Genomic DNA, 24,912 nt, shown 5'->3' on the forward strand with positions numbered 1-24,912 from the left:
TCCGAGAATGATTGTCATGAGCCGTCGTTCCGTCGCCTTCGCGACCACCCTCACCTTGCCCCTGCTCGCGCTCGCCGCCTGTGGCGATACCTCCTCAGACAGCGCGTCCGGTGGTGACACCGGAGGCGACAAGCTCAGCGTGGTGACCTCCTTCTACCCCCTCCAGTACGCGGTTCAGCAGGTTGGCGGCGACCACGTCGACGCCACCAACCTCACCAAGCCCGGTACCGAGCCGCACGATCTCGAGCTCAGCCCGCAGGACACCCTTTCGGTCTCGAAGGCCGACGCGGTGATCTACCTCTCCGGCTTCCAGCCCGCCGTCGACGATGCCGTCAAGGAGGCCGGGGACAAGGCCCACGACGTCCACGACGCCGCCCGACTGGACCTCAAGGCGACCGACGACGGGCACGACCACGGCGGAGACCACGCGGACCACGACCACGCCGACGAAGGGGACCACGCGGACGAGGAGCACGCCGAGGGCAACGACCCTCACTTCTGGCTCGACCCCAACCGCTATGCCGATGTCGCCGACGCCATTGCCGCGGACCTCTCCGCCGCCGACCCCGACAACGCCGCCGACTACAAGGCCAACGCTAAGGACCTCCGCGAGCGCCTGGGCACGCTCAACACCGAATTCAAGACGGGCCTGGCCTCCTGCGAGCACAAGGACCTCGTGACGAGCCACGCCGCCTTCGGCTACCTCGCCAAGGCCTACGGCTTCGACCAGGAGGGCATCACCGGCATCACTCCGGAGAGCGAGCCGAGCGCCAAGCAGATGGCCGACATCGTCGCGCACATCAAGGAGCACAAGGTCCCGACGATCTACGCCGAGACGCTGGTCCCCCGCGATGTGGCCGACACGATCGCCAAGGAGGCGAATGCGACGGTGATGGTGCTCGACCCGATCGAGGGAATCACCGATGAATCGGCTGCGCAGGACTACTTTGGTGTGATGCGCGCGAACCTTGAGACCTTGAAGAAGGGGCAGGTCTGCTCTTGAGCGAACCGGTAGTGATAATGCGCTCGGCGGCCTTCGGGTACGGCGAGCGCATCGTCGTGAGCGGGGTCGACCTCACCATCGCACCCGGTGAGGTCGTCGCCGTCCTCGGCCCCAACGGGTCGGGGAAGTCCACGCTGGTCAAGGGGTTACTGGGACTCTCGGACCAACTCGGCGGGGAGGTCGCCCTCTTCGGCACTCCCCTGCGCCGCTTCCACGAGCGCACCCGAATCGGCTACGTGCCGCAGCGGCAGAGCCTGGGCTCGGCGGTCCGAGCTACGGCCAGCGAGATCGTCGCGAGCGGCCTCGTCGCCTCGACCCCGTGGTGGGCTCCGTGGCGGGCCTTCAGCGCGGACCATCGCGAGCGGGTCCGCGATGCCCTCGCCGTCGTCGGCCTCGCCGATCACGCCACGCAGGACGTCACCACGCTCTCCGGCGGGCAGCAGCGCCGCGTGCTGATCGCGCGGGCGCTCGCCGCCGGCCCCGAGGCCTTCATCCTCGACGAGCCCACTGCCGGAGTCGATATCGGCAACCAGCAGGTGCTGGCCGAGGTGTTAAAGCGCCTTGCCGAAGGGGGAGCCACGATGCTCATCGTGACCCACGAACTCGCGGCCCTCTCCGGCCTGATCTCGCGCGCCGTCGTCGTTCGCGGCGGTCGCGTGATCTACGACGGTGACCCGGCGGGCGCTCTGGAAGCCCAGGCGAGCGAAGGGGTGAGCTAATGGAGATCTTCACCGACCTCTTCGCGCTGGAGTTCATGCGCAACGCGCTCATCGCCGCGCTCCTTGTCGGGGCCGCCGCACCGCTCGTCGGCGTCTTCTTGGTCCAGCGACAAATGTCGCTCATCGGCGACGGCATGGGGCACGTCGCCCTCGCCGGCGTCGGGGTCGGCATCTTCACCGGCCAGTCCCCCGTGTTGACCGCGCTCATCGCGGCGGTCCTCGCGGCCATCGCCGTCGAGGTGATCCGCACCCTTGGCCGCACCGGCGGGGACCTGGCGCTTGCGGTGATGTTCTACGGCGGGATCGCGGCTGGTGTCGTGATCATCGCGAAGTCCCCAAGCGGCACCCCCGCGAACCTCACCGCCTACCTCTTCGGCGCGATTAACACGGTGAGCCGGACCGACCTGATTGTCTTCGCGGTGCTCGCTGGGGTCGTCATCGTCGTCACCACGCTCATGCGGGGGCGCTTCTTCACGGTCGCGCAGGACGAGGAGTATGCGCGGGCGGCCGGTTTGCCGGTGCTCGCCACCAACATCCTGCTCGCGGTCCTCACCTCGGTCACCGTGGTCGTCTCGATGCGCGTCGTCGGCCTCCTACTGATCGCGGCGCTGATGATCCTGCCCAACGCGACCGGGCAGGTCCTCGGGCGCTCGTTCCGGGGGGCGCTCTCTTGGGCGGCCCTCGTCGGCCTGATCTCCAGCGTCGGTGGCGTCGTCGTGAGCTTCTACGCCGACACCCCCTCCGGCGGGACGATCGTGCTTCTGGCGATCGGGATTTTCTTGATCGCTGCCCTCGTCGGCGCGATCGTGACAAGCCTGCGGCGGGCGCGTCACCGGCGCGCCGAGCACCACGAACACGTCCACTGGGAACAATGCGAGCACCCGCAGGTGCTCCACGAGGACCATGTCGACTATCTCCACGACGGCCACCGGCATGCGCCGCACGGTGACCACTACGACGAGCACCACCCCGACCACGAGCACGGCCCTCACGAGGACGACCCGTCCGAATCCCGCGAGGTGCGCGACAATCGCACCATTCCCGCCGGCCCCCGCCGGTAAGCCCAGCCAGGAGTTTCGCCCGCAATGACTGAGACCACGACCCGTCGGCCCACCCGCCAGCGTGCCGCGATCGCGGCGGAACTGGATCAGGCGAGCGAGTTCCGCTCCGCCCAGGAGATCCACGCGGACCTGCGCGAGGCCGGAGAGAAGATCGGGCTCGCGACGGTATACCGGACCCTGCAGACCATGTCGCTGGACGGGGAGATCGACACGCTACGGACCGACGATGGCGAGTCGGTCTACCGGCGCTGCTCCACCGGTCACCATCACCATCTCGTCTGCCGCTCCTGCGGCACCGCCGTCGAGGTCGAGGGGCCAGCGGTCGAGCGCTGGGCGGATCAGGTGAGCCGCGAGCACGGCTTCGTCGACGTCGAACACACGGTCGAGATCTTCGGGACCTGCGCGAACTGCGCCGCGTCCGCCTAGGCGCGCGCTCTCACGCCCCACCCGGAGCGTCGACCGCTCCGCCGTAGCGGCGCTCGCGCTGAGCGTAGGTTTCGATGGCCTCCCACAGGTGACGGCGGTCGTAGTCCGGCCAGAGGGTGTCCTGGAAGACCATCTCGGCGTACGCGCTCTGCCAGAGGAGGAAGTTGCTGGTGCGCTGCTCGCCACTGGAGCGCAGGAAGAGGTCGACGTCCGGCATCGTCGGTTCGCTGAGGTAGCGCTCGATCGTCCGCTCGTCGATCCCCGAGCCCTTCAACCGACCGGCCCGCACGTCCTCGGCGACCTTGCGCACGGCATCGGCGATCTCCGCCCTTCCGCCGTAGTTGACGCAGAAGTACAAGGTCATCGCGTCGTTGTGCTTGGTCATCTCCTGGGCGATCTCGAGTTCCTTGATGACCGAACTCCAAAGGCGCGGCCGCCGCCCGACCCAGCGCATCTTTACACCCCACGCGTGGAGCTGGTCGCGGCGCCGCCGGATCACGTCGCGGTTAAAGCCCATGAGGAAGCGGACCTCTTCGGGTGAGCGGCGCCAGTTTTCCGTGGAGAAGGCATAGGTCGAGAGGTGCCCGACCCCGATCTGCAGCGCCCCGGCGACCACATCGAGCAACGCGGCCTCGCCCGCCTCATGCCCCTTCGTGCGCGGCAGTCCGCGCTGATTGGCCCATCGGCCGTTGCCGTCCATGACGATCGCGATGTGTTGGGGGACGAGGTCGGCCGGGACGGCCGGCGGCTGAGCACCGCTCGGATGGTCGAAGGGGGGCGCGTAGCGAGACATCACAGGGGTCAGTGTCCTCCGGCGAGCGTGCGGGTGGCGATCCGGGTGGGCTCCCGATCGACCAGGCGAAGGGAGCGGACGCCCCGCTCGAGATGCCACTGGAGGAAGGCCGCGGTCAGGCCGCTTCCTTCGCGCCGGTGACGCTCCTCGCTGGCATCGGCGACCGGCCAGTCGCCAGCGAGCAGGGCGGCGAGCAGGGTCATGGTCTGAGGCGCCGGGGCGGACGAGCCGGGCGGACGACAACTTGGGCAGACCGCGCCGCCACTCGCGACGTGGAAGGCGCGATGAGGGCCCTCGGCGCCGCAGCGGGCGCAGTCGTGGAAGCTCGGCGCCCAGCCGGCCACCGCGAGCGCCCGCAGGAGGTAGGCGTCGAGCACGAGGGGGGCGTCGTGAACTCCGTCCGCGAGAGAGCGCAGAGCCCCGGCGAGCAGCCGGTAGTGCTGCACCGCAAGTTGGTGCTCCTCGGTGAGGCGATCGGCCGTCTCGAGGATGGCGGCGGCGGCCGTCCAGCGCTGATAGTCGCGGGAGATCACCTCACCCCAGCGGTCGAGGCACTCGGCCTGCGTCACCGTGTCGAGCGAACGCCCTTCGTAGCACTGCACATCGACGTGCATCCCGGGCTCGAGACGGGCGCCAAAACGAGACTTGGTGCGGCGCACTCCCTTCGCCACGGTGCGGATCTTCCCGCGGCCCCGCGTCAGGATCGTGATGATCCGATCTGCCTCCCCCAACTGGTGGGTGCGCAGGACGATCCCTGCGTCGCGATAAAGAGGCATGGGCCCATTGTCCCCTCATCGGCGCGGATCGCGCGCGCGCCTCGCCCACTGACATCCAACCGGACGTCCCGCAGTTAGGACAGGTGTTCGATTACGATAGGGCCATGTTGCAAGGTTCGCTCTTCGATACCGGCGAAGAAGTGGGGCTCGGCCCCCTTCGTCCGCGGCGGGTCACGCTCGGTCTTGGCGCCTGGCTCGACCTCGCGCCTGGGTGGTTGAGCGGCGCCGATGAGCTCTATGACGCGCTGCGCGCCGACGTCCCCTGGCGGGCGGAGCGACGCCAGATGTACGAGCGGGTCGTCGACGTGCCCCGGCTCACGTGCTTCTACGACGGGCATGAGCCGCTTCCTCACCCGGTCCTCGCCGAGGCCCGCGGCGCCCTCTCCGCGCACTACCGCGCCGAACTGGGCGAGCCCTTCGTCACCCTCGGTATGTGCCTGTACCGCGATGGCGCCGATTCGGTGGCCTGGCATGGAGATCGGATCGGTCGCAGCAGAGACCAGGACACGATGATCGCGATCATCTCGGTGGGCTCGGCCCGCGACCTGGCTTTACGCCCGCGCGACGGCGGTCCAAGCCGCCGGTTCTCGGTCGGACATGGCGACCTCGCGGTGATGGGCGGCTCCTGCCAGCGCACCTGGGATCACGCCATCCCGAAGGCCACCGGAGCGACCGGCCCGCGCATCTCGATCCAGTATCGAGTGGACGGGGTTCGTTAGCCCTCGTAGGGGTTCTCCGGCTGTGGGATCTGCTCGATCGAGGAGACCTTGATCCGGGGCAGTTGGAAGTCGGCGGCGTTCGGGTCGCCTGGAGTCTTCTCCCAGACCCCGGTGATCGCGACCCAGGTGTTGTTCGGGACGGGCTTGGTGCCGACCGGGTTGATCTTAATCGAGTAGGCATCGGCTGCGCAGCAGGAGAGCTTCATCCGGGTAAGCGCCCATCCCCCTTCGGCCTGGCTGTCCGGGCTCGCGAACCCGATGAGGCGGATGCTGCGGTCCTTTAACGACTCGCTCTCGTCATAGAGCGCGCGCATCGAATACTCATCGAGGGCCATCTCGGTGACCTTGCCTTCGGGCAGATCCGAAGGGGTCTCGACAAACGACTTGTCGGCGCCGCGCACCTGACCCGAATCCCGCTGCGCGGCAAACGAACCCAGCGGCGGCGGGACGACGAAACCGAGCAGAAGGAAGGGGATCAAGAGGAACCAGCCGACGAGCGGGCCGCGCGAGTGATCGTGCCCATGCCCCGAGGCGTCCCCATGATCGTGCTCGGCCTGGGCCTCCTCCTCATCCGCATGGGCGCGCGCGGTGAGCACCCCGTAGGCCCCCATCGCAAGGAGCACCACGGCAGCGGCGACGAGGTACCACCGCAGGCTGGGCTTGACGAAGTTGGTGAAGACCCCGGTGAAACAGGCCGTCAGGGTGACGGCTCCGATCACCGACAAGATGGCGCTTTGGATGGTGCGGCTCACAGGACCAGACTCCCGACGGCGAGGGCAGCGGTGATCGCGACGACGAAGGTCACCGGGCCGAAGATCAGCGCGAAGCGCCGCCCGAAGGTCCCGGCTTGCATCGAAAAGAGTTTGATGTCGATCGCGGGGCCGACCACCATGAACGCCAGTTGAGCGGTCGGGCCGAAGATCGCAAGGCTCGCCGCGATGAAGGCGTCCGCCTCAGAGCAGACGGCGACGACGAAGGCGAAGATCGCCAAGGTGATGACCGAGACCAACACATTGCCAGCGAGCGTTTCCAACCAGGAGACCGGCACGAGGACATTGACCGTCGCGGCGACGGCGCTTCCGAGGACCAGGAAGCCACCGGCGTGGAGGAAGTCATGGCGGGCGGCCGCGACGAATTCGGCCAGCCTCCCACCAACGACCGGCGCCCGGCGCGGGAGTTTGATGAGCTCATCGCGGCCGAGTTTGAGCCAGATCCACCCCATGATCACCGCGGTGGCGAAGGAGGCGAGGAAGCGGGCGAGGACCATCTCGGTGTTGCCGACGAAGGCGACCGCCGTCGAGACCAGCACGATCGGGTTGATGGCCGGGGCCGCGAGCAGGAAGGTGAGCGCGATCGCCGGTCGCATGCCTCGGGACATGAGGGATCCGGCGATCGGGACCGAGGCACACTCGCACCCCGGCAGCACCATCCCCGTCATCCCGGCGACCGGGACGGCGGCCACGGGCCTCTTCGGTAGGAAGCGGGTGATCGCATCCGCGGGGACCAGCACGGCGATCACCGCGGAGAGCACGACACCGAGCACCAAGAAGGGCAGGGCCTGAAGCCCGATGGAGACAAAGACCGTGAACCAGGCGGCGACCGCCTCGTGACCAGCGAAGATCGAGGTGATCGAGGGCCGTAGGAGCGCGAGGGCCCCGATGCCAGCGGCGAGCAAGAAGATCGGGGTGGTCGATTCTCCGCCGCGACGCGGACCCTTCCGGTGCGCCGGGTCGGCGGCCGCACGCCGAGAAGCACGGGTCTGCTCGGCGTCCACTTCGGTTGGCATGGGTCGTACGTTACCTATTCGTAATCGCTGATCGAAGCTTCGGTGTGGATAAGGTGCGGCGGCGAAGGGAGACCCCCTTCGCCGCCGCCCTCACGAGGTGGATCAGGCCGCGTCGCGCTCGGCCCGGTTGACCGCCGACATGATCGCGCGCAGCGAGGCCTTCACGATCGATTCGTGCAGGCCCACGCCCCAGAGCACCCGGTCACCGACCGCGCACTCGACGTACGCCGCGGCGCGCGCGTCCCCGCCGGCCGAGAGGGCGTGCTCGTGATAATCGAGCACCCGCACGTCGACACCGATGGTCGCGAGGGCCTGGGTAAAGGCGTCGATCGGACCGTTGCCGCGCCCGTGGATCGTGATCTCCTGTCCACCGTCGGTGATCACCGATTCGATGTGGTCCAGGCCGTCCTCGTCACCGGAGAGGGTGGAGCGGACCGGACCGAGACGGCCCCACCGCTCGGCAGGCTCGACGTTGTGCAGGTACTCGTCTTCGAAGACGTGCCACAGCGCGTCGCCGCTCACCTCGCCCCCTTCGGCGTCGGTCTTGCGCTGCACGACCTGGCTGAACTCCACCTGCAGGCGCCGCGGCAGGTCCAAGCCCTGCTCGGTCTTCAGCAGGTAGGCCACGCCGCCCTTGCCGGACTGGCTGTTGACGCGGACCACGGCCTCGTAGGTGCGGCCGATGTCGTGCGGGTCGATCGGCAGGTACGGCACGCCCCAGTCGATGCCGTTGATATCGGTCCCCGCCGCCGCGGCGCGCCGGTCCATGTCCTCAAAGCCCTTCTTGATGGCGTCCTGGTGGGAGCCGGAGAAGGCGGTGTAGACGAGGTCGCCGCCCCACGGGTGACGTGGGTGGACGGGCAACTGGTTGCAGTACTCGACGGTGCGGCGGATGTCATCCATCGCGGAGAAGTCGATCTCGGGGTCGATGCCCTGGGAGAAGAGGTTCATCCCCAAGGTGACGAGGTCGACGTTGCCGGTGCGTTCGCCGTTACCGAAGAGGCAGCCCTCGATGCGGTCGGCTCCGGCCAGGTAGCCGAGTTCGGCGGCGGCGATGCCCTCGCCGCGGTCATTGTGGGGATGCAGGGAAATCAGCACGCTGTCGCGGCGCTCGATATGGCGGCTCATCCACTCGATCGAGTCCGCGTAGACATTCGGGGTCGCCATCTCGACGGTCGCGGGCAAGTTGATGATCATCTTGCGGTCGGGCGTCGGGTCGATGACGTCGATGACCTCGTTGCAGATCCGAGCGGCGAACTCGAGCTCGGTGCCCGTGTAGGACTCCGGCGAGTACTCGTAGTAGATCTGCGTGTCGGGGATCGTCTCCTCGAGCTTCTTGCACAGGCGCGCTGCCTGTAGCGCGATGTCGACGATGCCGTCTTGGTCCAGGCCGAAGACGACGCGGCGCTGCAGCACCGAGGTCGAGTTGTAGAAGTGGACGATCGCCTGCTTGGACCCGGCGATCGCATCGAAGGTGCGCTCGATCAGGTGGTCGCGGGACTGGGTGAGGACCTGGATGGTGACGTCATCGGGGATGTGCCCGCCGTCGATGAGCTCCCGGCAGAAGTCATAGTCGGTCTGGCTGGCGCTCGGGAAGCCGACCTCGATCTCCTTGTAGCCCATGGAGACGAGCAACTGGAACATCTTCAGCTTGCGCTCGGCGTCCATCGGGTCGATCAGGGCCTGGTTGCCGTCCCGCAGGTCGACGGCGCACCAGCGCGGGGCCTTGGTGATCACCTTGTCCGGCCAGGTGCGGTCCGGCAGTTCGACGCGGATCTGATCCTGGAAGGGGACGTACTTGGTGATCGGCATCCCGGAAGGGGCCTGGGGGTGGATCATGGTGCGGTTCTCTCTTCGGTCTCGTCTGCTCCGGTCAAAGAAGTGGAGCGAAGGGGGTCAGCCGGCAAGGCGAACTCCGCGACGAGGGGCGGCCGTTGTCAGGCCTCGCCGCGGCACCGAAGGAGGAGCGAGTAACGCACGATCGCGAGAGTAGCACCGCGAACCTCGCCGGTCCGGGCCGGTATCGCCATGCGGGCAGCCACCTCCTCGGCAGCCCTCACCGTTACTGGCGGGCCGCGAGTTCCTCGGCGATCTGGACCGCGTTCAGAGCAGCACCCTTGCGCAGGTTGTCGCCGACGACGAAGAGGACGAGCCCCTTGCCTTCGGGGGCCGCCTGATCGCGGCGCACGCGACCGACGAAGACCTCGTCGCGGCCGGTCGCCTCGAGCGGGGTCGGCAGGTGCTGGACGACCACGCCCGGCGCGTCCACCAACAGTTCGAGCGCCTGCTCGGGCGTGATGTCCCGCTCGAACTCGGCGTGGATCGCGAGCGAGTGACCAGAGAAGACGGGGACGCGCACGCAGGTCCCGGAGACGCGCAGGTCGGGCGCGTGCAGGATCTTGCGGGACTCGTTGCGCAGCTTCTGCTCTTCGTCGGTTTCCCCGGAGCCGTCGTCGACGAGCGCGCCGGCGAGCGCGACCACGTTGAAGCCGATCGGCGCCTGGTAGACCTGCGGGGCGGGCAGGGTCAGGGCGTGGCCATCTCGGGCGAGGTCCTTGGGATCGCCGCTCGCATACCCACCGCGCAGCTGCGAGTCGAGTTCGGTGAGGCCAACGCCGCCCGACCCGGACACCGCCTGGTAGCTCGCGACGTGGAGGCGCACGAGACCCGCCGCTTCGTGGAGGGGCTTGAGGACCGGCATCGCGGCCATCGTCGTGCAGTTCGGGTTGGCGACGATCCCCTTCGGGATGGTGTCGAGGTCGTCCGCGTTGACCTCGCTCACGACGAGAGGCACCTCGGGGTCCTTGCGCCACGCCGAGGAGTTGTCGATCACGGTCGCGCCAGCGGCGGCGACCTTCGGGGCCCACTCCTTCGAGGTCGAGCCGCCATTGGAAAACAGCGCGATGTCGAGGCCGGAGAAGTCAGCGGACGCGGTGTCCTCGACGGTGATCTCGTCCTCGCCCCACGGCAGGGTCGTCCCCGCGGAACGCTCCGAGGCGAAGAATCGGATCTCGGTCACGGGGAAGTTGCGCTCCTCCAGCAGGGCACGCATGACCTGCCCGACCTGGCCGGTGGCACCAAAAACTCCAATACGCATGGGCCCAAGGATAGGTCGTGGCAGGGCCGCTCCCCGACCGGCGCTCACCTGACGGGCATTCCAGAGACGCGGAAAGGGACATGGGACGCGGATCCATCCGCGTCCCATGTCCCTAAAGCCCGTCCGAAGTCTGAGTGCCGCGCCCTAGGTCGAGACGCGTTCACTCACTTCATCGGTCACGTGATCGACGAGCTCGTCGCGGGCCTTGGCCCGTCGGCGGTGGACCACATCGCCGTGTTCGCGCAGCAGCGCCTTGGCGGTCGCAATCATCATGATGAGCATCACGACGCTAAAGGGCACGGCGACGAGGATCGCCATCGTCTGCAGTGCTTGGAGCCCACCACCTCCGGCGACGAGCAGCACCGCGGCGATCGAACCCTCGAGGACACCGAAGAGGACGCGGCTCCAGCGCGGCGGGTTCGGGTTACCCCCGGAGGCGAGCATGTCGACGACAAACGATCCCGAGTCCGAGCTCGTGATGAAGAACACCACGATCAGGATGATCGCGATGACGCTGAGGAGCGTCGACATCGGCAGCCCGTCGAGGAGCTGGAAGAGGGCGATGTCGGTGCTGACCTCACCGTCGGCGTTGATCAGGCCACCAGCGCCGTAGATCTCGCGGTAGATGGCCGAGCCACCCATGATCGAGAACCACAAGAAGGTGAGCAGGGTCGGGACGAGGAGCACACCGGCGACGAACTCGCGGACGGTGCGGCCGCGGGAGATGCGCGCGATGAAGACACCGACGAAGGGCGCCCAGCTAATCCACCAGCCCCAGTAGTAGGTGGTCCACCCGGAGAGCCAGGTCGCACCCGCTTCGCCCTCGAAGGCGAAGGTCCTAAAGCTCAGGGACAGGAAGTTCTGCAGGTAGGAGCCGAGCTGCTGGACGAACTCGCCGAGGATGAAGACGGTGGGCCCAAGGACGAGCACGGTCACCATCAGGAGCCCGGCGAAGCCCATGTTGATATTCGACAGCCACTTGATGCCCTTTTCGACCCCGGTCACGACCGAGACCACCGCCAGGGCGGTGATGCCAGCGATCAGCAGGACCAAGACCGTGGTCGTCGCTTCGTCGACGACGCCGAGGTGGGCAAGGCCCCCGCCGATCTGGGAGACACCAAGCCCAAGCGAGGTCGCCACCCCGAAGAGGGTCCCGATGATCGCGATGATGTCGATGACGTGACCGACCCAACCCTTGACCCGGTCGCCGAGGATCGGCTCGAGGGCCCAGCGGATCGAGACCGGACGCCCCTTGCGGTGCACCGCGTAGGCCACGGCGAGGCCCACGACGACGTAGATCGCCCAGGCATGCAGACCCCAGTGGAGGAAGGTCGTATCGAAGGCGGCGCGAGCGCGCTCGGCCTCCCCTTCACCGGTGCCCGGCGGCGGGGACGCGAAGTGGTTGAGCGGCTCGGCAACACCCCAAAAGACGAGGCCGATCCCCATGCCGGCGGCGAAGAGCATCGCGAACCAGGAGAGCAATCCGAACTCGGGCTCGTCCTCTTGGTGGCGGCCAAGGACGATGGACCCGGCCGGCGACAGGGCGATCCAGATCGAGAAGACGACGAAGGTGGCGACGGCGATCACATAGAACCAGCCGAGGTCGGCGACGACGGTGCTATTGAGCGTCGAGAGGACCTCGCCGAGCCAGGTCGGGGCCACGGCGGCCAAGGTGACGAAGCTGGCGACGAGGACCAGGGCGGGGATGAAGACGGCGGGCTGCTCGATATAGCGCAGAAGGCCGTTCTTGGAGTTCTGAGTCGGCGGCGACGTGCTCGCGTGCTCTGTCGAGTTGCTCACAGTGATTCCCGCGCTCCGACGGCGGGCTCCTCCCAGTTTATTCGGACGAAAGGCTCCACGATAACGAGGTCCGTCACGGGCGCCGATGTGACTAACTTACTGAGCGCGCTCATAATTACAGAATGGACCTCTTTGACCCTGATGACCGGAGCCGCGCGCGGCGCCACCGTGGTGGCCTGCCGGTGCGGGTAAGCGGCCTCACGATCGATGGGCCACAAGACCCCCTGGTCCGCGATCTGAGCTTCGAAGCCCCCGCGGGCGAAGTGACGATCGTCCCATGCGACCCGGGACCGCCTCAGGTCGCGATCGCCCTCGCGCTCGCGGGCCGGGTCGAACTCGACAGCGGAGGCGTCACGATCGCCGGCACCCACGACCCCGCCCGGCTCCAAGAACTCGTGCGCGTGGTCGATGTCGATCAGGTGAGTTCCCCCGAGGAATCGCTCCCCCTCCCCTTCGTGGTCTCCGAGGAACTCGCCCTCGCCAACCAACACTCCGGTCGATCCAACGTCCGCGAGTTCCTCGATGCCCGCGATCTTCGGGGACACTGGAGAGACCGGTGGGACTCGGTACCCGCCGGTGAACGCATTCGAATGCTGCTTGATCTCGCCGCCCTCGACGCGACCCGCCAGGTCCTCGTCCTCGCCGGACCCGACCGCCACGGGACCCACCATCGAGAGTGGCTCGACCACGCGCGCAAAGTCGCCGCGGACGGGCGCACGGTCATCGTGCTCGTCAACCTCACCACCGCCGAAGCCCTTGATGCGGCGCCCTCAGCGTCCCGAGAGGACCTCCCGTGAACCCCATTCGCCTCGCGATGAGCGAGCTGCTGCGCCTCACCTCGTCCCGGCTGGCGCGCCTCGCTCTGCTCGCCGTCATGCTGATCCCGACCCTCTACGGCGGGCTCTACCTCTACGCGAACCACGACCCCTACGCGGCCCTGCCCGACCTGCCGACGGCCATCGTCGACGAGGACGCGGGGACGACTCTCGCGACCGGTGAGGAGTTGCAGGTCGGCGACGATGTCGCGAAGAACCTCATCGAGTCCAAGACCTTTGACTGGCACCAGGTCAACCGCTCCGAGGCCCTCGCGGGGGTCGAGGATGGGACCTACGCCTTCGCCGTGATCGTCCCGGCCCACTTTTCCGAGGACATCGCCTCCAGCGCCGAGTACAAGCCGCGCCAGGCAACGATCGAGCTGGAGACCAACGACACCAACGGCTATCTCACCTCCACGATCGCGAACCAGGTGATCAAGGAGGTCACGACCTCGGTCGCGAGCAAGATCAGCGAGACCGCGGCGAGCCAGCTCCTCCTCGGCTTCACCCGGGTCCACGACGAGATGGATACCGCGATCGATGGGGCGAAGCAGTTGCACGACGCCACGGTCAAGGCCCATGACGGCGCGGGCAAGCTCAAAGATGGCGCACAGGAGCTCAACACCGGGCTCGGGACCTTGCGCAACGGCGCCCGAGACCTTCACGCCGGGACGACCGAGGCGGCGAAGGGGGGTCGCCAACTCGACAGCGGCGCCCGTCAGCTGGCGAATGGCCTCACTACCTTGGACCAAAAGACGGCCTCGCTGCCGAGCCAGACCCGTCAGTTGGCCGATGGCTCCCGCAAGGTCGCCGACGCGAACGGCAAGATCTCGCAGAAGGCCGACGCCATCGCCGACGTGGCGCAAGACCTCGATAACAAGATCACCGATGAGCGCAAGAAGCTGATCAAGACGCTGCGCGATCAGGGGCTCGACGACGACCAGATCAAGGCCGTCGAGGCCCGCCTGGACCGGATCGACGGCCACGTCCAGGACGCCAACACCACGATCCAAAGCACCGCCAAGGATCTCGACACGTTGGCGGCGGGTGCCGACCAGGTCGCCGATGGCAACAAGAAGCTCGCCGACTCCGTGCCCGCCCTGCGCGACGGGATCGTCTCGGCCCGTAAGGGAGCCGGGACCTTAAGTAGCGGGGCCCACACGCTGAGCACCGGCCTGAACCAACTCGACGCCGGCGCCGGACGGCTCGCCACGGGGGCGAACGACGCCTACAACGGATCGACCGAACTCGCCAAGGGCACCCGCAGCCTCTACTCGGGCCTTGGCGAACTCTCCGACGGTGCGAAGGACCTGCACGACGGTCTGGTGAAGGGGCAAGACGAGATCCCAAACCCGACCGATGAGCAGCGCAAGGCGGTTGCCCAGACGATCGGCAATCCGCTGAAGACCGAAAGCGATGCGATCGCCACCGCCGGGAGTTACGGCGCGGGTCTCGCCCCCTTCTTCATGTCGCTTGCTCTCTGGATCGGCGGCTACGTCCTCTTCCTCATCGTCCGGCCGCTATCGACCCGGGCCCTCGCCACGAGCCAGTGGTCGCTACGAACCGCGCTCGGCGGCTACCTGCCGCCGGTGGCTGTCGGCATCGGTCAATCGCTGCTGCTCCTCGGGATCGTCGCGTGGGGCGTGGGCATCGACGTCGCGCACCCGCTCTGGGCGCTGCTCTTTATGTTCTTCGTCTCGATGACCTTCATCGCGATCCTGCACGCGCTTGTGTCGAGCTTTGGCGCCGTCGGGAAGTTCTTGGGGCTGGTCTTCATGGTGATCCAGCTCGTGAGCGGTGGCGGGACGTTCCCCTGGCAGACGCTGCCCGAGCCGCTCCAGTTCGTCCATCACATCGTCCCGATGAGTTACGCGATCGATGGGCTGCGCCGGTTGATGTATGGCGGTGACATGCTGCACCTCACGACCGATATCGCGGTGCTCCTCGCCTACCTGATCGGGGCGCTCGCGCTGTCGACGATCGCGGCGCGCAAGGCGCGGATCTGGACGCCAGCGCGGATCAAGCCGGAGTTCACCCTCTAACGCGAAGGGGGCCGAGCGGCCCCCTTCGCGCGCGGCTTCTTCACTCGCTAGAAGCCGAGGCGCTGGAGTTGCTTGGGGTCGCGCTGCCAGTCCTTGGCGACCTTCACATGCAGGTCGAGGTGAACGCGCTGGCCGAGCAAACGCTCGATCTCGGCGCGGGCCTTGGTGCCGACCTCGCGCAGGCGTGATCCGCCCTTGCCGATGATGATCGCCTTCTGGCTCGGACGCTCGACGTAGACGTGGACGCGCACGTCCATCAGCGGTTTATCGGCCGGCCGATCCTCGCGCGGGAGCATCTCCTCGACCACGACGGCGAGTGAGTGGGGCAGCTCATCGCGCACGCCTTCGAGCGCCGCCTCCCGGACGAACTCGGCGATCATCGTCTCGGTCGGCTCATCGGTGAGCGTCTCTTCGGGGTAGAGCGGGCCGGGCGACGGGGGCAGATGATCGGCGAGGACCTGGCGGACCTCGGCGACCTGCTCCCCCTTCGTCGCCGAGACGGGGATGATCGCGGTCCAATCCCCCAACTGGTCGATCGCGATGAGGTGCTCGGCGAGTCGCTCGCGGTCAACCAGGTCGATCTTGGTCGCGATCGCGACGATCGGGACGCGGCGGGCCTTTTGGAGGTCGGCGAGATCGCTCGCGACGAAACGGTCGCCCGGACCGATCTTCTGGTCGGCCGGGAGACAAAAACCAATGACGTCGACATCGAGCAGGGTCTCGCGGACGAGATCGTTGAGCCGCTGCCCGAGGAGGGTGCGGGGTTTGTGCAGGCCCGGGGTGTCGACGAGGATCAACTGCTCGCCGGGGACCGTAACGATCCCTCGGATCGTGTGCCGCGTCGTCTGCGGCTTGCTCGATGTGATCGCGACCTTGTCGCCGACGAGCGCGTTGGTGAGCGTGGACTTGCCGGCATTGGGCCGACCGACGAGGCAGGCAAAACCCGCCTTCCAGGCGTCGTGTTCGCTCATCCCCGCTCCTCGCGTTCGGTTGAGACCGCTTCGTCGTCATCGTCGTCGGGTTCGACCCGCTCGATGATGACGCTCGCGATCCGGTGGCGTCGTCCGGACATCTTCTCAGCCGTGAACCGCAGGCCCGCGAACTCGCAGGTCGAACCCACGATCGGGATCCGCCCGATGAGTTTGCCGATGAGCCCGGAGACGGTGTCGACCTCGTCCTCTTCGATATCGACGTCGAACTCCTCGGCCAGGTCGTCAAGGTCCATCGAGGCCGGGACGCGCCAGCGCCCATCGCCGAGATCCTCGACCCCCGGGGTCTCCTTGTCGTACTCGTCGTCGATTTCGCCAACGATCTCTTCGAGGATGTCCTCGATCGTCACCAGGCCCGCCGTGCCGCCGTACTCGTCGATCACGACCGCGGCGTGGGTCTGGTCACGCTGCATCTCGCGCAGCAGGTCGTCGACCGGTTTGCTCTCCGGAACGAAGGGGGCGGGCCGCATCAGGCGGGTGACCGGCAGGTCGCGAGCGCTCTCATCGGCGTTGACCCGGCGCACGACGTCTTTGAAGTAGAGCATTCCGACCACGTCGTCGCTGTTGTCCCCGACGACCGGCACCCGCGAAAAACCGGACCGGATGAAGAGGCTGAGCGCCTTGCGCGCGACCTTGTCCGACTCGATCGTGATCATGTCGGTCCGCGGCACCATGACCTCACGGGTCAGGGTGTCGCCGAGCTCGAAAACCGAGTGCAGCATGTCGCGCTCGTCGGCCTCGATGAGCGCCGACTCCCCCGCCAGGTCGAGCAGGTCCCGCAGTTCGGCCTCGGTCTGGAAGGGACCATCGCGATAGCCCCGACCGGGCGTTACCGCATTGCCGATCGAGATCAATAGCCGCGCCATCGGGCCGAGGACGCGGCGGAAAAGCACGACGATCGGGGCGGTCGCGAGGGAGATCGCGAGGGCGTGCTGGCGTCCGAGGGTGCGCGGCGAAACCCCCACGATGACGAAGGAGACCACCACCATGATCGCGATCGCGATCGCGAGGGTCCGGACGGTCGAGTCGACGAAGCTCGCGACCGCCAGCGTGACGAGCACCGCGGCGCTCGCCTCGGCCATCGCCCGCAGGAACGCGAGGACCGCGACGAACCCCGCACCATCGGCGATGATCCGGGAGAGGGCTTCGGCCCCTCGGCGCCCTTCGTCCTTCGCCTCGTCCACCGCGACCCGAGAGATCGAACCGATCGCCGCGTCCACCAGGGTGAGGGTGAAGGCGATCCCGACCGCGATGAGGGCCGTGACGATGAACTGGGTGACCACGTCAGCGGTGGCGGCCGCGTTCGGCGAGGAAGGTGAGGAGGAGTTGCCGCTGCAACTCAAACATCTCCTTCTCCTCCTCCGGGGTCGCGTGGTCGTAGCCGAGTAGGTGGAGCAGACCATGGGTCGTGAGCAGCAGGATCTCCTCGATCGGAGCGTGCCCGGCCTCGGCGGCCTGGCGCTCGGCGACGCTCGGGCAGAGCACGATGTCGCCGAGGATCCCCTCCTCGGGCGGCTCCCCTTCGCGCCCCGGACGCAGCTCATCCATCGGGAAGCTCATCACATCGGTCGGACCCGGCAGTTCCATCCACTGCACGTGGAGGACCTCCATCGTGGGCTCGTCGACGAGACGAAGGGAGAGATCCGCGCCCGGGTGGACGCGCATCTCTCGCATCACGTACTTCGCGCAGCCGACGAGTTCCATCTCGTCGATGTCGTAGCCGACCTCATTGAGGACGTCGATGCTCACGACCGATCCCCCTTCTCCGGGCCGCGCGGATGGCGCGCCCCGCCGCGCGGACCGCGTGGGCGCGAGGCGTCCCAGCGGCCGTAGGCGTCGACGATTTCGCCGACGAGGCGGTGGCGCACGACGTCGGCCGAGGTGAGCTCGGCGAAGTGGATGTCTTCGATATCGGTCAGGATGTCGCGTACGACGCGCAGGCCGGACTCCGTGCCGCCCGGGAGGTCGACCTGGGTGACGTCACCCGTTACGACCATCTTCGAGCCGAAGCCGAGTCGGGTGAGGAACATCTTCATCTGCTCGGGCGAGGTGTTTTGGGCCTCGTCGAGGATCACGAAGGCATCGTTGAGGCTCCGCCCGCGCATATAGGCGAGCGGGGCGACCTCGATCGTCCCGGCGGCCATCAGGCGAGGGATCGATTCCGGGTCGATCATGTCGTGGAGCGCGTCGTAGAGGGGGCGCAGGTAGGGGTCGATCTTGTCGTTGAGGCTGCCGGGGAGGAAGCCGAGGCGCTCGCCGGCTTCGACGGCCGGGCGGGTCAAGATGATCCGATTGACCTGCTTGGCCTGGAGGGCGGCGACCGCCTTGGCCATCGCGAGATAGGTCTTGCCGGTCCCCGCCGGGCCGATCCCGAAGACGACCGTGTGTTCGTCGATCGCGTCGACATAGCGCTTTTGGTTCAAGGTCTTGGGGCGGATCGTGCGGCCGCGGCTAGAGACGATATTCATCGTCAGCACATCGGCGGGGCGCTCGGTGGTCGCGCCGCGCAGCATCGCGATCGAGCGTTCGACCGCGTCGCGGTTGAGCGGCTGGCCGCCACCGACGATCTCGATGAGTTCGCCGAGGAGGCGGTCGATGATGTCGAGGTCGCCCGCCGGTCCGGTCATCCGGAACTCGTTGCCCCGCACCAGGATCTCGGTGCGGGGGAACTGCCGCTCCATCGTGCGCAGGAGTTCGTCGCGCGGGCCGAGGAGGCTCACCATCGACACGCTCGGCGGGAGGGTGATCGTCTGCGAGGCGAGCCCGACCGTCGGGGTGCCGTCCTCGCCGCGAAGGGGGCTTGCTGGGGGCTGTTCGGGGTGGTCGCTCATGTTGCCTGCCAGTCTACGGCTCGCGTGCTCTCTCCCGCCCCTCGCGCAGCCTGCTGTTTCCTGCTCGCCGCCGCGACCGACGGGATCAGCGCCAGCGCGCCTGCGCCGAGAGGACCGCGAGGGCAGCGGGTCCCGCCGAGGAGGAGCGCAGGACGGTCGATCCGAGCCGGACCAGGTGGGCGCCCGCTTCAGCAAACGCCGCGAGTTCCTCGTCGGCGATCCCCCCTTCCGGCCCAACCACGAGGAGGACCTCGCCATCGTCGGGTAGATCAAGCGCCGCGAGCGGTTCGGACGCGGATTCGTGCAGGACCACGGCGAGGCGGGCCCCCTTCACCCGCTCGATCAGAGCTACGGATGAGACAAGGGGGGTGAGCTCGGGTGTGCGGGCACGCCGGGACTGTTTGGTCGCTCGTGTGATGACGTGACGCCATTTGGTGAGGGCCCGCTCGGCCTTCGCGCCCTTCCACTGCACGATCGAGCGCTGGGCCTGCCAGGGGATCACCCCATCGACGCCAATCTCGGTGGCGGCCTCGATCGCGTCCTCGTCGCGGCCGTCCTTGGCGAGGGCCTGGACCAAGACGAAGCGGGGGGACGGTTCGGGCTCGATGCTCGCGTCCTCGACGCGCAGGGTGAGCTCGCCGGGGCCGGCCGCGATCACCGCAGCGGTGATGCGGCGGCCGGCGCCGTCGCCAACCATGACCCGCTCCCCCACGCTCGTGCGCCGCACGGTCGCGGCGTGATGGCCCTCGGGGCCACCGAGCAGGTAATCGTCGCCCGGGGCCAGCTCGTCGAGCTCTCCCGCGTCGACCTGGTAGAGCGCCAGCGTCATGGCAGCGGTCAGCGACCCTTGAGGGACTTAAACAGTCGTCCCACCAGACCCTCTTCGGGGTCGGTCAGGTGTCCATCGGGCTGTTCCTCACCGCGCCGCTCGGCCAGGTCGCGAAGGAGCGCTTCCTGCTCCGCGTCCAGACGGGTCGGCGTGCGGACATCGACGTGGATCACGAGATCCCCGCGACCACCTCCGCGCAGGTGCGTCACGCCGAGGTCCGGCTTGACGATGGTGTCGCCGGGCTGCGTGCCCCGCTCGATATCGATCTGCTGCTCACCATCGAGGGTCGCGAAGCTGAGGTTCGTGCCGAGCGCGGCGGCGGTCATCGGGATCGAGACCGACGCGTGGAGGTCATCGCCGCGGCGGGTGAAGGTGGGGTGGGGACTCACCCGCAGTTCGACGAAGAGGTCTCCGGCGGGTCCCCCTCCGGGACCCACTTCTCCCTCACCGGCGAGGTGGATTCGGGTACCGGTGTCGACCCCAGCGGGGATCTTGATCTTCTTCGTCAGGCGCGCCCGGACCCGGCCCTGGCCGGAGCACTCGTGGCAGGGGTGGACGATGATTTCGCCGTAGCCCTGGCAGGTCGGGCAGGGACGGCTCGTCATCACCTGACCGAGGAAGGAGCGCTGCACCTGCTGGATCTCGCCGCGGCCACCGCAGTGGTCGCAGGTGCGTCGGCCGGTCCCCGGCTGGGCGCCGTCGCCATGACAGGTCCCGCAGCGTTCGGCCGTCTCGATCGTGAGGTCCTGGGCTCCCCCGAAGACCGCGTGCTCGAGGTCGATCTCGAGCGCCACCAGTCCGTCCTGGCCGCGCTGCTGACGCTGGCGCGGCCCCCTTCCGCCACCAGCGGCGGTCCCGAAGAACTGCTCCATGATGTCGCTGAAGGAGAAACCGGCGCCGAAGCCGTCGTGAGCACCGCCGTACGGGTCGGCTCCCATGTCGTACTGGCGGCGCTTGCCCTCATCGGAGAGGACGTCATAGGCCTGGCTGACCCGCTTGAACTTCTCCTCGGCTTCCGGTCCGGGGTTGACGTCCGGGTGGAGGGTGCGAGCCAGCTTGCGGTACGCCTTCTTGATCTCATCCGACGTGGCCTCGCGGCTCACGCCGAGATCGGCGTAATAGTCGTTCACGCGTGCATTCCTCTTGGCAGGTGGGTTGGGGGTCCTGGAGTGCTAACGCTCGCGTCGTCGCGAGTGTTTCTTCGTTATTGGTCCATGATTCGCGAGAGATAGGTGGCGACCGCTCGGACCTGCGCGATCGTCCCGGGGTAGTCCATCCGGGTCGGGCCGAGCACGCCGACGTGGCCGACGAGTTCGTCTCCGGCGGCGTATCCCGTGCTGACCAGGGACGTTGTCTGCAGACCCGTCACCGGATTTTCGGCACCGATCCGCACGCTCACCCCGGCCTCGTGAGCCGCCTGGGCTCCGAGCAGGTGGAGGAGCACGACATGCTGCTCGAGGGCATCGAGCACCGGCTCGAGGGTGAGCGGGAAGTCCGCGGGACTGCGGGCCAGGTTGGCGGTCCCGGCGAGGGTCACCTTGGTCTCCCGCTCGTCGTCGAGCGCCTCCTGGACCACGGCGAGCACCCCGGCGGTAAGGGCGTCAGCAGTCTCGGGGTCGTCGTCGTGCAGGGTCTGCAAGGCCGCGAGCGCGTCGGTCAGGCGACGGTCGACCGCGGCGGCGTTGATCCGAGCTCGCGCTTGCGCCAGCGCCTGTGCACCCGCGGCCGAGGTGTAATCCACGTCGGTCGCAACGATCCGCTGCTCGACCCGGCCAGTACCCATGATGAGCACGACCATCAGTCGGGTGTCGCTCATCGGGACGAGCTCGATGTGCTTGACCGTGCTGCGGGTCATCGACGGGTACTGCACGACCGCGACCTGGCGGGTCAGCGTCGAGAGGAGCCGAACGGTGCGATCGAGCACCTCATCGAGTTCGTCGGCACCCTCAAGGAACTCGGCGATTGCGGCCCGTTCGGCGCGCGACATCGGCTTGATCGTCGAGAGTTGATCGACGAAGAGCCGGTACCCGGCGTCGGTCGGGATGCGGCCCGCGCTCGTGTGCGGAGCCACGATCAGCCCCGCGTCCTCCAGGGCGGCCATGTCATTGCGGACCGTCGCCGCCGACACTCCGAGCCGGTGGCGCTCGAGCAGGGCCTTAGACCCGACGGGCTCACTGGTGTGGACGTAGTCCTCGACGATCGCGGAGAGGACAGCCATGCGTCGCTCATCGCTCATCTGGCGGGTTCACTCCCTTCGCGCTGGCACTCGTGGTCGGTGAGTGCCAAGTCTACGTGGCCGCGGCGACATTCCCTGACATCGCTGGGCGCGGCACCTCGGCGGCCCCGTCCTGCTCGACTAGCCTCGCGCCTCGTGACCGACCGCTATGGACCCGATGTGCTCGCTCAGGATTGGCGCCGCACCGGGCGGCTGGCCCGCCCGACCTCGACCCCGACCGAGGCGCACAACGGTCTCGTCGTCGAGGACGTCGAGACCGGGTGGTGCGGCGCCATCGTCCGGGTGGAAAAGGCCGGCGGGATGCACGTCGTGCACTTAGAGGACCGGCGCGGCGCGGTGAAGGCGTTCCCGCTTGGGCCCGGCTTCCTCCTTGAGGGCGCTCCGGTCACCCTTACCCCGCCGAAGGGGGCTGCGCGCGCCCGCCTTGCCGCCGCCCAGGCCGTCGCGGCTCGTACCGCGTCGGGCTCGGTCGCGGTACCGGACGCCCCCGCCCGGGTGGCTCTCGGCTCGCGGATCTTCGTCGAAGGTCGCCATGATGCCGAGCTGGTCGAGAAGGTGTGGGGTGACGACCTTCGGATCGAAGGCGTGGTGGTCGAGCTTCTCGAAGGGGTCGACGACCTCGCCGGGGCGATCCGGGACTTCAACCCCGGACCGGGCCGACGGATGGGAGTCCTCGTCGATCACCTGGTCCCCGGCACCAAGGAATCTCGGGTGGTCGCGGCCGCCCAGGGCCTCGCGCCCTGGGCGCCGCATGTGCTGATCGTCGGGCATCCCTATGTCGATGTGTGGCAATCGGTCCGCCCCGAACGGCTCGGCATGGACGCTTGGCCGGTCATCCCTCGCGGGACGTCGTGGAAGCACGGCATCTGCGCGCATCTCGGATGGGAGCACCGCACCCAGGCCGATATCGCCCGCGCCTGGAAACAGATCCTCGGCACCGTGCGGACCTACGCCGACCTGGAGCCGGCCCTGCTCGGACGGGTCGAAGAACTGATCGACTTCGTCACCGACCCGTCCGAGTAGGTCAGGGCTGGTTCGGCGGCGGGTAGCGCGGGTCGCTCTGCTGGACGCGGGGCAGGTTGGCGGTCGGCCCCTCCTCCGGCGTCGGAGCGTGGATGACCGGAGCATCCGGTTGGCCGTAACCCGCTTGGTGGGGACGCTCTGCGTGGGTCTGATCCGTCTCGTACGGTCGCTCATCGCCGTCCGAGCGGAACTCATTGGCCGCCGCGCGTGCCTGGTCAGCAACCGAGGGGGCCTGGTCGACCTCTTCGCGGATCTTCGCGCTCTCCTCGCTCAGCGTCTCAAGGTAGCCCTCCCAGCGGTGCTGCATGGGCTTGATGAGACCTCCGCCGACTCCGACGACCAGGATCCCGCCGATGGTGGCGAGAACCGCGATCAAGATGGGAGTCGTCACGGTCGTCGCGACGCCGATCTGGTTGAGCGCGGCGATGATGCCAAGCCCCAGGATGAAGACCGCGGCGATCGTGCCGAGGGTCTTGCCGTAGGAGAGGCCCCCGAGGGTGTTACTGATGAGCTCACGCACAGCGGTAGCGATCGCCGCGGCGATCACGACGATGATGATCGCGACGAATAGTTGCGGCAGGAAGGCGATCACCGCGGTCAGCAGGTCGCTCACCGGGTTGGGGCCAAAGACCCCGAAGGCCATCTGCAGCACAAAGAGCATCAGCGCATAGAAGACGATCTTGCCGACGATGCTGGACGCATCCAGCTCGCTTTGGGCAAGCATCTTCTTTACTCCGCCGCGCTCAACCGCCCGGTCAAAACCCACCCGCTCGAGGAGTTCGTCGACAATCTTGGCCAATGCCTTGGCGATCAGATAACCGATCACCAAAATTGCGATAAACGCCAACAGTTTCGGTAGGAATAGCACGACGCTCGATAGCGCGTCCCGTAATGAATCGACCATGATCTTCCTTCTCGATCGCGAGGGGAGCCGCGACCGTGTCGCGAGCCTGCCCTCTTGCCACCTCGGCGATCACCGAGGAGATCGAAGACCGCAGGCGTTTGCCACGGCCGTCGACACTTTTTACGGTAGCGCTCAGACCAGGTGATGCGGCCCATCGACTGTGCCCGATTGACGGTTATCCCTGATCGTTTCCCAAAAGATTCGTATCGGCACGTCATTCGGTTTTGCCGCTACACCCTTATGAGGGCAACCTTTTCGGCACTACCGCTCGGTACGGTTTAGGTGCGCGGCCCCCCGGCGACGTAGATCACCTGGCCGGAGACATAGCCCGCCTCTTCGCTGCACAAGAACGCGGCCGTCGCGGCGATGTCCTCGGGCAGGCCGATCCGCCCGACCGGGATGACCTTCGCCCGCTCGATCAGGAACTCCTCAAAATCGAGTCCCATCCGCTCGGCGGTCGCCTGGGTCATCTCGGTGCGGATGAACCCGGGCGCGATCGCGTTGGCCGTGACCCCAAAGCGGCCGAGTTCGATCGCGAGCGTTTTGGTCAGCCCCTGCAGCCCTGCCTTGGCCGCCGAATAGTTCGCCTGACCCCGAAAGCCGAGCGCCGAGGTCGACGACATGGTGACGATCCGGCCGTACTTCTCCTTGGTCATATGCGCCTGGCACGCCTTCGACATCAAAAACGCCCCGCGCAGATGCACGTTCATCACCGCGTCCCATTCCTCGACGCTCATCTTGAAGATCAGGTTGTCGCGGATGATGCCCGCGTTGTTGACCAAGACCGTCGGGGCACCGAGTTCGCCGGCGACTCGGGCGACCGCCGACTCGACCTGCTCTTCGTTCGAGACGTCGACGCCGACCGCGAGAGCCGTCCCTCCGGCCGCTCCGATCTCATCGGCCACCTCCTGGCACGCGGCCTCATCGAGGTCCAAGACGGCGACCTTGAACCCATCGCGGGCGAAGCGTAAGGCGATCGCTTTGCCGATCCCGCGTGCGGCTCCGGTGATGACTGCGGTTCGGGCGGTGCTCATGCATCTGCTCCTCGGCACGAAGGGGGCGC

24 protein-coding genes are annotated in these 24,912 nt (G+C 67.7%); 8 read left to right on the forward strand and 16 right to left on the reverse strand.

What is annotated here, in order from left to right; genetic code table 11:
- The first annotated feature begins 16 nt into the window (after positions 1-16).
- From AB8K43_RS13225 to AB8K43_RS13240, 4 genes are read left to right on the forward strand one after another with little or no spacing between them, the layout of a single operon-like run.
- Positions 17-1,003: a metal ABC transporter substrate-binding protein gene (locus AB8K43_RS13225; RefSeq protein WP_370894678.1), complete on the forward strand. Its 987-nt coding sequence runs from the start codon at positions 17-19 to the stop codon at positions 1,001-1,003.
- On the forward strand, positions 1,000-1,722 hold the full coding sequence (locus AB8K43_RS13230; protein WP_370894679.1) for a metal ABC transporter ATP-binding protein: 723 nt from the start codon (positions 1,000-1,002) through the stop codon (positions 1,720-1,722). Before AB8K43_RS13225 ends, AB8K43_RS13230 begins: the two co-directional genes overlap by 4 nt.
- Positions 1,722-2,783, forward strand: a complete 1,062-nt coding sequence (locus AB8K43_RS13235) for a metal ABC transporter permease (RefSeq protein ID WP_370894680.1) — start codon at positions 1,722-1,724, stop codon at positions 2,781-2,783. The genes AB8K43_RS13230 and AB8K43_RS13235 overlap by 1 nt, the downstream gene beginning before the upstream one ends.
- 24 nt (positions 2,784-2,807) lie before the next feature.
- Positions 2,808-3,209, forward strand: coding sequence for a Fur family transcriptional regulator (locus tag AB8K43_RS13240; RefSeq protein WP_370894681.1), 402 nt, complete (start codon positions 2,808-2,810; stop codon positions 3,207-3,209).
- 10 nt (positions 3,210-3,219) lie between these two features.
- Here AB8K43_RS13240 and AB8K43_RS13245 read toward each other — a convergent pair whose 3' ends face one another.
- Positions 3,220-4,002 (reverse strand): isoprenyl transferase, encoded by a 783-nt coding sequence (locus AB8K43_RS13245; RefSeq protein ID WP_370894682.1) that lies wholly within the window; start codon positions 4,000-4,002, stop codon positions 3,220-3,222.
- 8 nt (positions 4,003-4,010) lie between these two features.
- Positions 4,011-4,778 (reverse strand): DNA repair protein RecO, encoded by a 768-nt coding sequence (gene recO, locus AB8K43_RS13250; RefSeq protein WP_370894683.1) that lies wholly within the window; start codon positions 4,776-4,778, stop codon positions 4,011-4,013.
- A 104-nt stretch (positions 4,779-4,882) separates the two neighbouring features.
- On the opposite strand from recO, the gene AB8K43_RS13255 reads away from it, so the two are divergent.
- Positions 4,883-5,497, forward strand: a complete 615-nt coding sequence (locus tag AB8K43_RS13255) for an alpha-ketoglutarate-dependent dioxygenase AlkB (protein WP_370894684.1) — start codon at positions 4,883-4,885, stop codon at positions 5,495-5,497.
- On the opposite strand, the gene AB8K43_RS13260 is transcribed toward AB8K43_RS13255, so the two are convergent.
- The 5 genes from AB8K43_RS13260 to AB8K43_RS13280 all read right to left on the reverse strand — a co-directional run bounded on the left by AB8K43_RS13260 (position 5,494) and on the right by AB8K43_RS13280 (position 12,180).
- Positions 5,494-6,249, reverse strand: a complete 756-nt coding sequence (locus tag AB8K43_RS13260) for a TIGR03943 family protein (protein WP_370894685.1) — start codon at positions 6,247-6,249, stop codon at positions 5,494-5,496. The two genes, AB8K43_RS13255 and AB8K43_RS13260, sit on opposite strands and share 4 nt — an antisense overlap.
- Positions 6,246-7,283, reverse strand: coding sequence for a permease (locus AB8K43_RS13265; RefSeq protein ID WP_370894686.1), 1,038 nt, complete (start codon positions 7,281-7,283; stop codon positions 6,246-6,248). Before AB8K43_RS13265 ends, AB8K43_RS13260 begins: the two co-directional genes overlap by 4 nt.
- 102 nt (positions 7,284-7,385) lie before the next feature.
- Positions 7,386-9,122 carry a 2-isopropylmalate synthase gene (leuA, locus tag AB8K43_RS13270; protein WP_370894687.1) on the reverse strand — a complete coding sequence of 579 codons (1,737 nt, stop codon included), beginning with the start codon at positions 9,120-9,122 and terminating at the stop codon, positions 7,386-7,388.
- A 223-nt stretch (positions 9,123-9,345) separates the two neighbouring features.
- Complete coding sequence (locus AB8K43_RS13275) at positions 9,346-10,380, reverse strand: aspartate-semialdehyde dehydrogenase (RefSeq protein ID WP_370894688.1); 1,035 nt, start codon at positions 10,378-10,380, stop codon at positions 9,346-9,348.
- Positions 10,381-10,524: 144 nt separating this feature from the next.
- Complete coding sequence (locus AB8K43_RS13280) at positions 10,525-12,180, reverse strand: BCCT family transporter (protein ID WP_370894689.1); 1,656 nt, start codon at positions 12,178-12,180, stop codon at positions 10,525-10,527.
- Positions 12,181-12,302: 122 nt separating this feature from the next.
- Here AB8K43_RS13280 and AB8K43_RS13285 point away from each other — a divergent pair, with 122 nt between their 5' ends.
- The gene (locus tag AB8K43_RS13285) at positions 12,303-12,977 is read left to right on the forward strand and encodes a hypothetical protein (protein WP_370894690.1); all 675 of its coding nucleotides are present in this window, start codon (positions 12,303-12,305) and stop codon (positions 12,975-12,977) included.
- Positions 12,974-15,037 carry a YhgE/Pip family protein gene (locus AB8K43_RS13290; protein WP_370894691.1) on the forward strand — a complete coding sequence of 688 codons (2,064 nt, stop codon included), beginning with the start codon at positions 12,974-12,976 and terminating at the stop codon, positions 15,035-15,037. Before AB8K43_RS13285 ends, AB8K43_RS13290 begins: the two co-directional genes overlap by 4 nt.
- A 47-nt stretch (positions 15,038-15,084) precedes the next feature.
- Here the strand turns inward: AB8K43_RS13290 and era are convergent, their stop codons facing one another.
- From era to hrcA, 7 genes are all read right to left on the reverse strand, one after another.
- Positions 15,085-16,008, reverse strand: coding sequence for a GTPase Era (gene era / locus AB8K43_RS13295; protein ID WP_370894692.1), 924 nt, complete (start codon positions 16,006-16,008; stop codon positions 15,085-15,087).
- Positions 16,005-17,309, reverse strand: a complete 1,305-nt coding sequence (locus tag AB8K43_RS13300) for a hemolysin family protein (RefSeq protein WP_370894716.1) — start codon at positions 17,307-17,309, stop codon at positions 16,005-16,007. Before AB8K43_RS13300 ends, era begins: the two co-directional genes overlap by 4 nt.
- Before the next feature lies 1 nt (position 17,310).
- On the reverse strand, positions 17,311-17,775 hold the full coding sequence (gene ybeY, locus AB8K43_RS13305) for an rRNA maturation RNase YbeY (RefSeq protein WP_370894693.1): 465 nt from the start codon (positions 17,773-17,775) through the stop codon (positions 17,311-17,313).
- Entirely contained in the window at positions 17,772-18,857 is a 1,086-nt protein-coding gene (locus AB8K43_RS13310) for a PhoH family protein (protein ID WP_370894694.1), read from the reverse strand. The genes ybeY and AB8K43_RS13310 overlap by 4 nt, the downstream gene beginning before the upstream one ends.
- Positions 18,858-18,942: 85 nt before the next feature.
- Positions 18,943-19,686 (reverse strand): 16S rRNA (uracil(1498)-N(3))-methyltransferase, encoded by a 744-nt coding sequence (locus AB8K43_RS13315; RefSeq protein ID WP_370894695.1) that lies wholly within the window; start codon positions 19,684-19,686, stop codon positions 18,943-18,945.
- Between the two features lie 8 nt (positions 19,687-19,694).
- Positions 19,695-20,816 carry a molecular chaperone DnaJ gene (gene dnaJ, locus AB8K43_RS13320; RefSeq protein ID WP_370894696.1) on the reverse strand — a complete coding sequence of 374 codons (1,122 nt, stop codon included), beginning with the start codon at positions 20,814-20,816 and terminating at the stop codon, positions 19,695-19,697.
- A gap of 74 nt (positions 20,817-20,890) precedes the next feature.
- Positions 20,891-21,922, reverse strand: coding sequence for a heat-inducible transcriptional repressor HrcA (hrcA, locus tag AB8K43_RS13325; protein WP_370894697.1), 1,032 nt, complete (start codon positions 21,920-21,922; stop codon positions 20,891-20,893).
- 135 nt (positions 21,923-22,057) lie between these two features.
- Between hrcA and AB8K43_RS13330 the strand changes: the two genes are divergently transcribed.
- Positions 22,058-22,945, forward strand: coding sequence for a DUF3097 domain-containing protein (locus AB8K43_RS13330; RefSeq protein WP_370894698.1), 888 nt, complete (start codon positions 22,058-22,060; stop codon positions 22,943-22,945).
- 1 nt (position 22,946) lies between these two features.
- Here the strand turns inward: AB8K43_RS13330 and AB8K43_RS13335 are convergent, their stop codons facing one another.
- Positions 22,947-23,849 carry a hypothetical protein gene (locus tag AB8K43_RS13335; RefSeq protein ID WP_370894699.1) on the reverse strand — a complete coding sequence of 301 codons (903 nt, stop codon included), beginning with the start codon at positions 23,847-23,849 and terminating at the stop codon, positions 22,947-22,949.
- Between the two features lie 278 nt (positions 23,850-24,127).
- Complete coding sequence (gene fabG / locus AB8K43_RS13340) at positions 24,128-24,883, reverse strand: 3-oxoacyl-ACP reductase FabG (protein ID WP_370894700.1); 756 nt, start codon at positions 24,881-24,883, stop codon at positions 24,128-24,130.
- Positions 24,884-24,912: the final 29 nt, after the last annotated feature.

Source organism: Janibacter sp. GXQ6167 (assembly GCF_041365945.1).
Lineage (GTDB): Bacteria > Actinomycetota > Actinomycetes > Actinomycetales > Dermatophilaceae > JBGFSK01.